At 66.4% G+C, this 13,581-nt stretch carries 10 protein-coding genes; 6 read left to right on the top strand and 4 right to left on the bottom strand.

Features of this window, described 5'->3' with window-relative positions; translation table 11 throughout:
* Positions 1 to 69: 69 nt before the first annotated feature.
* From AB0J40_RS10465 to AB0J40_RS10490, 6 genes are all read left to right on the top strand, one after another.
* Entirely contained in the window at positions 70 to 1,977 is a 1,908-nt protein-coding gene (locus AB0J40_RS10465) for an FAD-dependent oxidoreductase (protein ID WP_364450404.1), read from the top strand.
* A complete protein-coding gene (locus AB0J40_RS10470) occupies positions 1,974 to 2,849 on the top strand; it encodes a patatin-like phospholipase family protein (protein ID WP_364450406.1) in 876 nt (291 codons plus the stop codon). The genes AB0J40_RS10465 and AB0J40_RS10470 overlap by 4 nt, the downstream gene beginning before the upstream one ends.
* Before the next feature lie 358 nt (positions 2,850 to 3,207).
* Entirely contained in the window at positions 3,208 to 5,271 is a 2,064-nt protein-coding gene (locus AB0J40_RS10475) for a CHAT domain-containing protein (RefSeq protein WP_364450409.1), read from the top strand.
* 2 nt (positions 5,272 to 5,273) lie between these two features.
* Positions 5,274 to 7,895 (top strand): ATP-binding protein, encoded by a 2,622-nt coding sequence (locus AB0J40_RS10480; protein ID WP_364450412.1) that lies wholly within the window; start codon positions 5,274 to 5,276, stop codon positions 7,893 to 7,895.
* A 13-nt stretch (positions 7,896 to 7,908) separates the two neighbouring features.
* Positions 7,909 to 9,168 carry an alpha/beta hydrolase gene (locus tag AB0J40_RS10485; RefSeq protein WP_364450415.1) on the top strand — a complete coding sequence of 420 codons (1,260 nt, stop codon included), beginning with the start codon at positions 7,909 to 7,911 and terminating at the stop codon, positions 9,166 to 9,168.
* A 523-nt stretch (positions 9,169 to 9,691) separates the two neighbouring features.
* On the top strand, positions 9,692 to 10,609 hold the full coding sequence (locus tag AB0J40_RS10490) for a hypothetical protein (RefSeq protein WP_364450417.1): 918 nt from the start codon (positions 9,692 to 9,694) through the stop codon (positions 10,607 to 10,609).
* 7 nt (positions 10,610 to 10,616) lie between these two features.
* Here AB0J40_RS10490 and AB0J40_RS10495 read toward each other — a convergent pair whose 3' ends face one another.
* The 4 genes from AB0J40_RS10495 to rlmN form a co-directional block, all read right to left on the bottom strand.
* Positions 10,617 to 11,246: a hypothetical protein gene (locus tag AB0J40_RS10495; protein WP_364450419.1), complete on the bottom strand. Its 630-nt coding sequence runs from the start codon at positions 11,244 to 11,246 to the stop codon at positions 10,617 to 10,619.
* A 625-nt stretch (positions 11,247 to 11,871) separates the two neighbouring features.
* Positions 11,872 to 12,006 carry a hypothetical protein gene (locus AB0J40_RS10500; protein WP_364450421.1) on the bottom strand — a complete coding sequence of 45 codons (135 nt, stop codon included), beginning with the start codon at positions 12,004 to 12,006 and terminating at the stop codon, positions 11,872 to 11,874.
* Positions 12,007 to 12,174: 168 nt separating this feature from the next.
* Positions 12,175 to 12,441 (bottom strand): hypothetical protein, encoded by a 267-nt coding sequence (locus AB0J40_RS10505; RefSeq protein ID WP_364450423.1) that lies wholly within the window; start codon positions 12,439 to 12,441, stop codon positions 12,175 to 12,177.
* Positions 12,442 to 12,471: 30 nt separating this feature from the next.
* On the bottom strand, positions 12,472 to 13,578 hold the full coding sequence (rlmN, locus tag AB0J40_RS10510) for a 23S rRNA (adenine(2503)-C(2))-methyltransferase RlmN (RefSeq protein WP_364450425.1): 1,107 nt from the start codon (positions 13,576 to 13,578) through the stop codon (positions 12,472 to 12,474).
* Positions 13,579 to 13,581: the final 3 nt, after the last annotated feature.

Raw genomic sequence — 13,581 nt, forward strand, 5'->3', positions numbered from 1 at the left:
TTTGTCACGCAACGAACACCAACGCCGGGATCGCCATGCCGGTTCGCAGGCAACCAAAGGAGGATACCTGTGAGAATCTGCGTTGTCGGCTCGGGCATTTCCGGGCTTTCTTCCGCGCACTACCTCACGGATTGGCCTGGCGTTTCGGTAACCGTACTGGAAGCCGGTCGTCAATTCGGCGGTCGAGCCGACGTCACCGAGTCGGGCGAACACTGCACCCGCCTTTTCCTGCCGGACTATCAGTACCTCCTCGGGCTATTCCGGGAGATCCCCGGACCAGCCGGCCGCAGCGTCCTCGACTCGCTGCAAAAGTGCCGGAGGTTCGCCAGCCGCAACGACGGGAGCTGGGTGGAAATCGATCACATTTATGCTTTCCTTGCCCGAACATCCGGCCTGTCGACGCGAGACAAGTTAGCCATCTCCCGCTCGAATCTGCAGGCCATCTTGGTGGCTCGACGGAGCTTGCAATCGTCGAACATCTTCGGCTCGATCTGGAACTGGTCGGCGAGATCCTTGGTGCGGGCAATGGCCAGTTCGCGCAGCGAGGCGATCTCCTACGCCTTGCCGGGTTCGACGAATCACTGGCTCATCGAGCCATGGGTAGAATTCCTGCGCGGCAGAGGAGTCGAATTTCAGACGAACAGCCGCGTAGAACGGATCACGCGTTGTTCCCGCGGAGTTCGGCTGGCCACGAGGACCGGAGAGGAACGATTCGACGCCGTCATATTCACCGGGTTCGTGCACGATGCGTACGCGGTGCTCGACAGGTCGGGGGTTCCGCGCCCGATGGATTGCCGCCGTCACACCCACTGCAAGGCGTTCACGATCGATCTCGACCCGCGGGAGGAGGTCATCCGGTCCGGTGACGTCCGCATCTACGCCGGTGCTGGGGTCACCACCGTCGTGCAGCCCGCCGAACGGCGCTGCGTCACGCTGGCGGCGTTTCCCCCTTCGACCGAGGATCAGTACATCCTCGGTCGTATCGGCGCGCAACTGGGCCTGAAACACGCGCCGCTGCAGGTACGGACCAGGACGAATCTCTCACCTGCGGAGGCAGTGTTCGTCGGCGAGTACGTCGACCCCCGCCGGCTCGAGCAGCCGTTCGACGACAGGGTGTTTTTCGCCGGCAGCTACACGGAGAACAGTTACCCTCTCGACTCCGGCGAGGGTGCCTGCCGGTCTGCGTTCGGCGCTGTCGGCCGGCTGGCGCGAGCACATCCGGAAGTCGTACCGCGGTCGGCTCTGGGATTGCCCGCGGCGGCACGGCTGCCACGCGAGGCGGCACGTACCCACCCGAACGCGCCCGCCCACCCCGGCGTCGACCAGGTGTTGCGGAAGGCTGCGACAGCGACGGCGGTCGGTCTGGCCCCGTTGGTTGCCGACGTTGTCTTCGACGACAACAGCGGGTGTTCCTGGCCTTGGCCCGGACCAGCGGTCTATGTGGCCAATCACCGGTCGATCTTCGACGTGCCTGCGGGACTGCTGGCGTTCCGGCATCTCCGGGTGTCACCGCGGCTGGTCATCGCGCAGAAGTTCTTCCACAAGGGCGCGTTCGGCAAAATGCTGCACGCGACGGGGGCCTTGCCCGCATTGCGCGGTTCCGACGCCACTGTGAACGCGGGAGTGGCCGCGATCCAGGCAGGCGAGTCCGTCGCGATCATGCCGGAGGGCAAGATCACCGCACCCGACGACGCAGAGGCGGCCGAGTACGGTCGTGGTGCCGCCGCGATCGCCTTGGCGACGGGCGTGCCCGTTGTCCCGATCGGGGCCGTCGGCACGCACGAAGTCTGGTCCGGATCAAAGCCCTGGCCCTTGTTCCGGCGGCGTCGGCCACAGGTGACCATCAGGATCGGTTCGCCGATCGACCCGGCTGGTCATACCTGCGGGGAGCTCAACGAACGCATCCGGGACGCGGTCCGGGCGCTGGAGACCGGCGTCACTCCGGTGACCAGCACCGACGAGGCCGACGCCGCATGACCGGCGCAGCTGAGGTCCTTAGGCCAGCGCGGCCGACCGCATTCGTCTTCGGCGGCGGAGCCGCCTCGACCGCCTCACAAGTCGGCATGCTGGCTGCGGTCCTGGAGGCGGGCATCCGGCCCGACCTCATCGTGGGGACGTCGGCCGGTGCCCTCAATGGCGTCGTCTTGGCCGACGACCCGCACGGCGCAGTCGAACGCCTCACCCGGGTGTGGACCACGTGTGATCGATCCCGCGTGATCGGTGACTCCCGTATCAGACAGCTGCGCAACTTGCTGGGCGGTCACTACATGTTCCGCAACAACCGGCTCGCGGCGCTGTTCGCAGCAGAGGTGACCTCGCGGTTCTTCGCCGATCTTGTCGTTCCGTTCGCTTGCGTCGCGACGGACCTCCGAAGCGGCGAAGCCGCCGTCCTGGACCAGGGCGACTTGCTGGACGCCCTGCTGGCCACGTGCGCCATCCCCGGTGTGTTCCCAGTGATCCGACGGGACGGCAAGCTGCTCGCCGACGGCGGGTACGTGGCCAATGCCCCGGTCCGGCAAGCGATCGATCTGGGTGCGGGCTCTTTGATCGTGTTCGATGGGCGACCCCGCATTCCTGCACGCGGCGAACCGAGGGACGTCCGGGATACGATCACGGCGGCGATCGCCGCCAACCTGAACCGTCAGTACGACGCCGACATCGAATACGCACGATCCGCTGTGCCGGTCGTGTGCCTCCCCGGCCAATCCACCAGTCACGTCAAAGGCTTCGATTTCACGCACGCCGGAAAGATGATCCACGACGCACGGGAAGCAGGCCGCACCTTCCTGCGTCAGCTCTCGGCATCCGTGGACGGCGAAGGCGCGATTGCTGGCTCGAACGCCTCTTGAGGTCCGCCGCCGCACGAGGAGAGCCCGGATCCCCTTCGTGACGACCATGGACTATCGCATCGGACGCTGTCTCGCCGTATGCAACGCGAAGGCCACACCGCCTGCGGACAACAGGTCCGTGGCCGGCGCTGCCTCTCCGGCAGCGAGCCGGTTGCGCGCGCCGAGACGCCGGGTCGGCGCACCACGCGAGGATGCGTTGCTCGCCGATCTGGAGCTTCGCGTCCGCAAGCGAACCGGCCGCCGACAACAATGCCGGCGACAACATTACTCCATTCGGGTCCTTCTCTGCTTGCAGCTGTCACAAACGGCAGATCGATCGGGACTTGTCAGGCACAAGTGCGGTGCGGGGTGGTAAGCAATGGCAATCGACCTGGAACTGGGTCTGGTCTGGGACAGCGACCAGAAGAACTTCGAGATCAACCTGCGGTTGAGCGGCCCCGACGGCCTCGACCAGATGGACTTTCCCCGGCATGCCATCACGATCGACGTCGATGAGCTGCGCACACTGACCGGCGACGAGCAGGAGTACGCGGCGCGGCTCAGTGAAATGGTCTTCGCGGAGCCCTTGATCGAGCGGTACTACCGCAAGGCCGTGGACTCCGCGGGCACGGATTCGGTGCATTTCCGCCTTCACCTCAACGGGCCCGCCCGGTTTCACGAATTGCGCTGGGAGTCACTGCGCACGCCCGGCAAGCCGGACATGCCGATCGCCGTCACCGGCAACGTCATGTTTTCCCGTTATCTCAGCGGCGAGAACTGGCCGCTGATCCCCAGCCGTCAATACCGTGAGCGGCGCGCCCTGGTGATCGTCGCGGCGCCGTCGAACCTCGACGAGTTCGAAGGCTTGGCCGAGGTCGAGCACGACGCCGAGATCGCTCGTGCTCGTACCGCCCTGACCGACTACTACCGGGTCGACGTACTCGAGCGCGCGAGCCTTGCAGAAATCGCTAAATACCTCGACAAGGACTACTACGAGGTGCTTTACGTCGTGGCGCACGGCTGGCTCACCGAGGACGTTCCTCGGCTGCTGCTCGAAAAGGCCGACGGCACAGGTGATGTGGTCGACGCGCGGCGGCTGGCCGAGCGTGTCCAAGCCGTCGGGAACAAACCGACACTCGCGATGCTCGCCTCGTGCCAATCCGCGGCAGCGAGCGAAGGCAACGGAGTGACCTCCGACTCGGGGGCGCTGGCAGGGCTCGGACCGAGGCTCGCCGAAGCGGGCGTTCCCGCGGTCGTCGCCATGCAGGGCGACATCACGATGGTCACGGCGCAGACGTTCGTGTCGGTGTTCTTTGATGCTTTCAGGACTGAGCCCGTCGTCGACTGGGCGATGGCCAAGGCGCGGGCCGCGGTGCGACAGCGGCGGGACTGGTGGGCGCCGGTGCTGTTTTCCCGCCTCCGGTCGGGACGCGCCTACCACCTGCCGGCGTTCACCACGAAGGCCGACGACACGTGGGACGACCTTTCACGGCTACTGGCCCGAGGCCGGGTCACGCCGGTGCTCGGCCCCGGACTCGCCGACGGGATCCTCGGCTCCCGGTCCGAGATCGCCCGGCGATGGGCACTGCGCAGGCAAATGCCGATCGCCTGGCACGGACGCACCAACCTCGCGCAGGTCGCGCAATACCTCCGGGTGACCAAGAAGCCTAACATGGTGCCGATCTACCTTAGCGAGTTCCTCATGTCCGAACTGGTGGAGCGAGTCGAGACCGCGGCAGGCGACGATCCGTTCGTCGGGCTGCCACAACGTCTGCTCACCGGCAGCGATCCGTCGCCGGCCATCAGGGAGGTCGGGCGGCGGATGCGCGCCCGCAATCCCGCCGATCCCTACACGGTCGCCGCATCCCTGAACGCTCCGATCTTCGTCACCACCGGCTGGACCGATCTCCTCCAAGACGCCCTGGAGGAGCAAGGAAAAGAAGCGCGGACCATGTGCTACCCGTGGTACCGCAGTTCGACGTGGGAAGACATCGCGGGACAGCGCCTCGACGATTGGCCGGATCCGGACGTGGACAAACCCTGGGTGTGCCATCTGTTCGGTCGGCTGGAGGACCCGGACTCGCTAGTGCTGACAGAAGACGACTACTTCGCCTGGCTGACCGCCTGGATCGGCAAGCGCAACCTCCTGCCGGAGTCGCTGGGCGAACTGTCGAAGGCGCTGAGTGTGCGCTCGTTGCTCTTCGTCGGGTACCAACTCCGGGAGTGGGACTTCCAGGTGTTGTTCCAGGGCATCCAGTCGTTCGGCGGGCAGGGCGTGCTCGACGACACGTTGAACGTGGGGGTCCAGCTGATGCCCGAGGTGGACGTGATCGAACCGGAAGCGGCGCAACGTTATCTGGAATCCGCGCTCAAGCAGGTCAACATCTTCTGGAGCGACACCAAGACGTTCATGAAGGAACTGCAAGACCGGATCGGAACGTAGTCATGACCGAAAACCCCTACATCGGCCCGCGAGCGTTCCGGGTCGGCGAACGACTTCCGAACCGCGAACGGGAAGCCAAAGAACTCGCGAACCTCGTGATGGCGGAGCGGATCGTGCTGCTACATGCGCCCTCCGGCGCGGGAAAGACCTCCTTGATCCAGACGTCGGTGACGAAGAAACTGCGGGAGGAAGGGTTCGCCCCGACGGAAGCCCTGCGGGTCGAGTGTCCCCGCCCGGACACGGTCTCCGTCCCCAACCGATACGTCTTCTCACTCGCGCTGAACCTGCTTGGCGGCAAGAGGTTCGCGCCGGCGCAGCTCGCGCGGATGAAGCTACCCGAGGTGCTGGCTCACGCGACCGGAACCCAGGGCAGGCGAGTGCTCGTCATCGACCAGCTCGAGGAGATTCTCACCCTCGACCCGACCGACGTCGACGTCAAGACGGACTTCTTCCGGCAGCTCGGCGAAGCGATCGAGAAGTGTGCTCTGTGGACGTTGCTCGCGATTCGCGAAGACCACCTCGGCGGCCTCGACCGATACCTGCGGTTCCTGCCCACCCACATCCGCGTCGCGTACGGCCTCGACTTCCTCCGCAGGCCAGACGCGTTGGCTGCGATCAAGAACCCCAAGCCCACCGCAGACGTGTTCACTAGCCGGGCGGCGAATGCGCTGGCCGACAAGCTCACGGTGAACGGCTGGATCGAACCGTTCCAGCTGCAAGTGGTGTGCCGCCAGGTGTGGCAAGACTGGGACCGCGACGGGCCCGTCGACCTGCAAGAGTTCAAAGACGACGACATCAGCAGGGCGCTGGCGAAGTACTATTCGCGCTCGATGGGCGAACTCGTCAAACGGACAGGGGTCTCCGAGCGGGTCGTGCGGGACTGGTTCGAACGGGAGCTGATCAAGGACACCAAGTGGCGGACGCAGACGATGCGAGGGCCCGACGTCGGAGACGTCGAGCGGGACGTGCTCAAGCGCCTCGAAGACATGTACCTCATCCGGAGCGACACACGTGGCGGGACCAGGTGGTACGAACTGGCGCACGACCGGCTGGTCGGCGCGGTCCTCGAGGACAACCAAGGCTGGCAGCTGCGCAACTTGCCGACCTGGCAGGTGGCCGCGTACGAGTGGGATCGCCGCGATCGACATCCGAGCTTCCTGCTTCCGAAGAACAAACTGGCGTACGCGCCGCTGACCTTCAACGACCTCCCCGAGCACGAAAGGAGGTTTCTCGAGCTGTCCTACGCGGCCGCCCGCAGTGAGGTGAAGGACGAGGTGACAGCACCCGTTACCTCCGTACCGGCGAGCAGCGACACCGAGGACTCTCCGATCGAGTTCAACGGGCTCGACCCGGACACCGGAAGATACCTGTTCCCGGCGCTGTCACCCGGCGACATCGCGGAGGTCGCGCGGCGAGAGGACCCGGACTCGCCGTTCCTGCGGGCGATGCAACGCCGGTCCGAGCTTGGCGAGGCGACGCTCGGTGCCGCCTCGTTCGTGGAGGATCTCGACGACCTCGCGCAGACCGGTTGGGGTGTGGTCATGCCCGAGGACGTCGATCCGCGGATCATCGATGCGCTGCGGCCGTTGCTAAACCTGCGCCGGGACCAGGCTGGTGAGTTCTACCGGGAAATGGTGGTGCGGCCGGGTGAGGACAAGAGTGCGTTCCTACGGCGCCACAAGATGGGACCGGGACCGGCCGACCCGCGTCGCGTGCCCTACTACCTGCTCATCGTCGGCCCACCGACGGCGATCCCGTTCGCCTTCCAGTACCTGCTGGACGTGCAGTACGCGGTGGGCAGGATCGACTTCGACACCGTCGAGGAGTACGCCGCCTACGCACGCGTGGCGAAGGAGGCCGAGGAGCGAACGCCTGCATCGCTGCCAATGCACCTGTTCGGCACCCGCAACCCCGGGGACCGGCCGACGAAGCAAAGTGCCACCAAGCTGATCGAGCCGTTGGCACAGGAGCTTTCCGCGCTCGCACCCGGCATCAGGGTGACCACCGACGTCGGAGCCCGGGCCGGCAAGCAACGCCTGACCGAGCTGCTGGCCACGGGCCCCGCGGTATTGTTCACCGCGACACACGGGCTCGGCCGTCCGAAAGGAGCCGATCGGGAGATCCAGGGTGCCCTCGTGTGCCAAGACTGGCCGGGGCCGCTGGCGGCGGCCCCGATCACGCCGGATCAGTACCTGTCGGCGGCGGACATCACGGGGCCGGTCGCACCGCGCGTCGTATTTTCCTTCGCTTGCTACAGCGGCGGTTTTCCCGCCGATCCCTTCACGGCGCGGCTGCCGCAACGGCTGCTCACCCGTGGGACGCTGGCGTTCGTCGGGCACATCGACCGCGCATGGGGCTACTCGTTCCTGTGGACCGGTGCGGACAACCACATCACCGCGATGGTGAGCACCCTGTTGTCAATCCATAAAGGACACCGGATCGGCCGTGCGCTGGAGGACGTGAACCTGCGCTGGTCGGAGATCGCGGCCGAGCTGACCATCGCGCTAGACCGACTGCAGGACCGGGGCATAGTCGGCGACCGCGAACTCGCGTGGTCGTGGACCGCGAGCAATGATGCCCGGAATTACGTTCTCCTCGGCGATCCCGCCGTACGCGCATGCTGAACGGAGACAGCCCATGTCCCTGGAGTCCGTGCCCGGCCACGAGGTGCACTACCACTTGCTCAGCTACGACAGGACCGGCGCCGCGTGCAACACCGACAGCCTCGCGGCGCTGGCGCAGGCGTCAGCCGACCGCCCGACTGACGTATTCGTGTTCAGCCACGGCTGGAACGGGGATGTCCCGGCTGCGCGGGCGCAGTACGGCGCGTGGATCGCCACGATGGCTTCGTCCACTGCCGAACGCGAACGGGCACGCGCACTGCCGGGCGGGTTCCGGTCGCTGTGCATCGGGCTGCACTGGCCCAGCAAAGCGTGGGGTGATGAAGAGATCGGCTCGACGTCGTTCGCCGTCGAGCCGGGGGTCGGGCCGGACGAGCTGGCAAGCCGCATGGCCGGTCGGCTCGGGGACACGCCCGAGGTCCGAGCCGCGGTGGGGACGATCGTCAACTCCGCGCTCGAGGACCCGGAGCCGGAAACGCTGCCTCGGGATGTGGTCGCAGCCTACGAGGCGATCGATCGGTTCGACGACGACAATTCGGTCGAGGGGGACCGGAGTCCCTTCGACGCGGAGCTGCTGTACCAGGGCTGCCGGCTCGAGGACGATCCGGTCTCGTTCGGCGGATCGTCCCTCGGCGGAATTCTCGCTCCCCTGCAGGTGCTGACGTTCTGGAAGATGAAGAAGCGGGCGATGACGTTCGGGGAGAGTGGGGCCGCCGTGTTCGTGCGCGAGCTGCAGCGCTGCTCGCCAGGATCCCGGATTCACTTGATGGGGCATAGTTTTGGCTGCATCGTCGCGTCCGCCGCCGCGGCGGGAGCGTCCCGGCCGGTGGCGTCGCTGTCGCTGTTCCAAGGTGCGATGTCGCTCTGGTCGTACTGCTCGAGCATTCCGGCGAGACCGGACAGCGCGGGCCACTTCCGGCCGGTTATCGACAATCGCAAGGTCACCGGGCCGATAGTCGTGACCACGTCCGTACACGACCGCGCGGTCGGAACGTTCTACCCGCTCGGAGCTTGGTCGGGGCGGCAACTGGCCTTCGACGCCGAGGAGCTGCCGAGGTACGGCGGTATCGGGGTACACGGACTACACGGACCGGACGTCGACGAGCTATCTCACTCCGACGTCCGGTACGTCGACGAACTCACACCCGGGCGGGTGCACAACGTCGACGCGCGATCGGTCGTCGCCACTGGCAGTGGCATTGCCGGAGCCCACAGTGACATCTGCCACCCAGAACTGGGCCGCCTCGTGTGGCGAGCTGTCACCTCGGCTCGCTAGGTGCGTCGCCGGGCTCCGGGAACCAGCAACGTCCGGGTCTCACGGGGCTCTCGTCATCACCATTGTCAGCAGTGAGCCACATCGTCCCCGACTCTGGTCGAGAAGTTGACCGCGGATGTGTCCCGCCCTGCCGCTTCGGTACCTGGACCGGCCCGGATCCGCGGCGTAGCGTGGAGGCCACTGTCGGCTGCCTACGAGGGGTGGCGATGTTCACGCTCGTGCTCGCGCGGCTGTTGATGGTTTGCATCAGATTGCCAGGCAGATCAGGGAGAAATCCGCGGCTGGCCGTGTGCGCGGGCGGATGCCCGTGGGGAGCATTCATGACTGCGATTCCCGCGGGAAGTACCTGTCCGATGTGCGTCCACTCCCCGGTCAGGTTCGCGATGCCAGGTGAGAAGATCTCCATTTTATGCCTGCAACCGGGGAGAACTCACTGCAGGGAGCCGACTCCCATGGTGAAGTACAAGCTCGCGGAGCACACCTGGCTCGATTTTCGGTGCATCAAACATCGAGGAAATCAATGATGGCATCCGAGTCCGGCATCAGCGAGCTGCCCCTGCGATTCAAACTCGTTAATGCCGTCCCGGCCGCACTCGTGGTCACGACTGCTGGCGCACTCATCCTCGGTGGTGCACCGCAACGGCCACCCAGCTTCGATGTTCTGGTGGCGCGGGCTCAGGCGGCGAACTGGTTCGGCGCCGTCGGCGCAATTGCGTTGCTTGCAATCGGAGCGTTGCTGCTCGAACCATTTGAGCTGAACTCAATCCGGGTGCTCGAAGGATACTGGTCGACCGCGGGCCCGTTGGGTCGATTGGCGCGTTTCGGTCGTTGGCTACACGAGCGGCGCAGGTCGCGCCTGCAGTTCCTGGCGAAGATGCACCCCGAACTCGTGGAAGAAGGGATCGACGATGAGATACAGACCCGTTGGCCGCAGGCTTGGCCGCTCCTCCCGACCGCGCTCGGTAACCGCCTCAGAGCGTTCGAAGAGCAGGCCGGCTCGGCCTACCAGCTTGACACGATAGAACTGTGGCCACGGCTCTATTACGCGCTGCCCGAGTCCGCGCTGGGCACGGTCAACGGATACCGGACACAACTCGACGTGGCCAGCCGCCTGTCCCTGTCGTTGCTCACGAGTGCTTTGATCGCCGCCGGTTTGCTGTTCGCCCACGGCTGGTGGCTCACCTTGCCTGCAGTACTGGTTCTCAGCTCCTGGTTGGCCTACCGCGCCGCCCTCGCAGCCGCTGGAAACTATTGCGTCGCCGTACGGGCCGTGATCGACGTATACCGCTTGAAGCTGCTGCAAGCCATGCAGCTTAAGATGCCGGCTAACCTCGGCGAAGAACAGGTAATCAACGAGGCGTTGAGCCGAGTATGGCGTGGAGACCCGGCAGCCGACCTGACTTACGCCCCGGCCGAACCAGGACGCGTCACTCCATCCTGACGGGGAATCAGGACTCTTTGACTTCGATTCCCGACAGCACGGACAACGCAATTACTTGAAGGTTGGCACTTTCCGGAGCCCCTGCTTCCGTCGCCAAGTTCCGCACCCGTCCACCTGGCCCTGGCGGGCCCGAGTGCACGGTCCAGCCTTTGGGCACCCAGATGTCGACTCCGGTCAGCACTGCCGTGATCTCCAGCCGAACCTGACGATTTTCGGAACCATCGAGCCGGATGACACACCCACTGGCTACCGCACGCATGATGAGCACGGATGGCCCAGTGGTGGGCCAGGGAAACGTACGACTCTGTGCGACGAGCCACATCCGAGCAGTCGGCTGGGAGATCGGCTGCTCCCCACCCGACCGACGCACCAAGACGACGACGCCGAGGACGATCAGCGATAGGGGCCAGATGTACCCGCGCAACCATTCAGGAAACCCGCCTGATGTCACCACGAGGGAACCGGCCCCGAGCACGATCAGCACCAGAGGACCGCGCTTCGCACTCGCTGCTGGAAGCAGGCTGACCAAGCCGGCGCCGCCAAGGAGGATGAGCCCGACCGGCCACCACCGCCGGACTTGCTGCCACAGATCGATGTCCGGCCTGGCCCGGGCGATCAGCAGGATGGTGCCCAGCATGATGACTCCCACCGCGAACCAGACCCCGCCAGAGCGCTTCACACCAACCTCCCGCTTGAGTCGACCCCCGAAGGTCTGGGCAGGAGTCAAGCATGCGGCGAACGAGGCGGGGCGGAGACGCGCGGCCGGCAGAGAGCCGGATCGGCAGAATATCGGCGCATCCGCTGTCGTCGAGCAACCTGACGCCTGGCGTTGACGCAAAGCCACAACGCACGCCCACTGGTCTCAGCCCAAGCTGTGCTCGATGCCGGCCATCGACGGCCGGACCGGACAGATCACCCCGCCGTGGGGTGACCAGCTGTTGTGTGCTCCCCACCGCAGCGATCACGTTGCTCTCGGTGCCGACATCTCCGCCGATCGGGAGGTCCAGCCCCGTTGACTGGTCCGGCGGCGACGACGACCTGTCCGACGAAGGCCCAGGTGAGGTCGTCGGAGACCAGCCTGAGGAACGCCCCGACGGCAGTGCGGACGCACCCGCGACGGGAGCGGGCCGGAGAACCCGGTCGAGGGCGAGACCAGCCGGGATCGTGAGAAGCGCCAAGATGAGCGGGAAGACCTGCGAGAGACAGCCGATCGCGGCGACGGAAGCGCCGAAGTGCCGCGCGGCATCCGCGGTCGCGGGCGCTTAGGTGACGAAGAGCGTCTGGCTCGCACCCGCCTGCAGCCCGTAGGCGAGGAACAACATCCCGCCGTCGGGATGGCGGCTTTGCGCGCGACCCGGGCCCTGCGGGTCCAGCGTGCAGACCGAACGACTCGCCACTCCTGCGGGCGCTACTGCCGATCATGACGGTGGCAACACCACGCACTCGTCGTTGAGGGGGCGTCAAAACGGGCATCTGATTGAGGGCGACACTCGCACCCCCATTCACGCCACGTGGTTCACGTCGCCCCAAAGGCCGCAGGTTACGCCCCGGCGGTGATCGAAAGGTCAGCGGTCGAGCCAGGGAGCGAGCAGCTTCTCCAGGTCGGCGTCCGACAGCGCCCGGGGGCCGCCGTGGAACTCGTGCCAGCGGGCCGCGTCGCACGCTGCCGTGTACTCCACCTCGTACGCGCGCATCAGCACGTACATGAACGTCACCGAGCTGAACCGCTCGCCGAGCAACGTGCGTGCCTCGCGGGCGACCTCCGTCGCGCCGGTGAAATCCGAGAGCTTCAACGATTCCGCAGCCGGGTCGAGCAGGCTGGGGGCATACATCACGACAATTTCTCCATCACTGAACCGAAATCAGCCTTCAGCGGCCAGCTGCCCACACGCCGCGGCGATCTCCTGGCCGCGCGTGTCACGCACCGTGCACGCTACTCCGCCCGCATTCACCAGCCGCACGAACTCCCGCTCCACCGGCTTCGGCGACGCGTCCCACTTCGAACCCGGCGTCGGGTTCAGCGGAATGACGTTGACGTGCACCAGCTGACCAAGGTGCTGCCGCAACCGGCGAGCCAGCAGCTCCGCCCGCCACGGCTGGTCGTTGATGTCCCGGATCAACGCGTACTCGATCGACACCCGCCGCCCCGACGTGTCCGCGTAGTAGCGCGCAGCCGAGAGCACCTCGTCCACCGACCACCGGTTGTTCACCGGCACCAGCGTGTCCCGCAGCTCGTCGTCCGGCGTGTGCAGCGACACCGCCAGCCGTACCTGCATCTTCTCGTCCGCCAGCTTCCGGATCGCCGGCGCCAGCCCCACCGTCGACACCGTCACCGACCGCTGACCGATCCCCAAACCACCCGGAGCGGGGTCGGTGATCCGACGAACCGCCGCGACGACCCGCTTGTAGTTCGCGAGAGGTTCACCCATCCCCATGAAGACGATGTTCGACAGCCGGCCGGGCCCACCCGGCATCGTGCCGTCGCGCATGACCGCCGCCGCCGAGCGGACCTGGTCCACGATCTCCGCCGTCGACAGGTTCCGGTCGAGTCCGCCCTGGCCCGTCGCGCAGAACGGGCACGCCATGCCACACCCGGCCTGGCTCGAAATGCACAGCGTCGCACGGTCCGGGTAACGCATCAGGACGCTCTCCAGGAGCGTGCCGTCGTGCGCGCGCCACAGCGTCTTGCGGGTCGCGCCGTTGTCGGCCGCCAGTGCGCGGACCTCCGTCAGCAGCGTCGGCATCAAATCCGAGACCAGCTTGGAACGCGAAGCCGCCGGGATGTCCGTCATCTCCGCCGGGTCCACCGTCAGGCGCGAGAAGTAGTGGTTCGACAGCTGCTTCGCCCGGAACGGCTTCTCCCCCAGCTCCGCCACCGCGGCGGCGCGCTCGGCCACGGACAGGTCGGCGAGGTGGCGCGGCGGCAGGCCGCGCTTGGGGGCGTCGAAGACGAGCGGGAGGGCAGTCATAAC

It is taken from the genome of Amycolatopsis sp. NPDC049691 (assembly GCF_040675005.1).
Lineage (GTDB): Bacteria > Actinomycetota > Actinomycetes > Mycobacteriales > Pseudonocardiaceae > Amycolatopsis.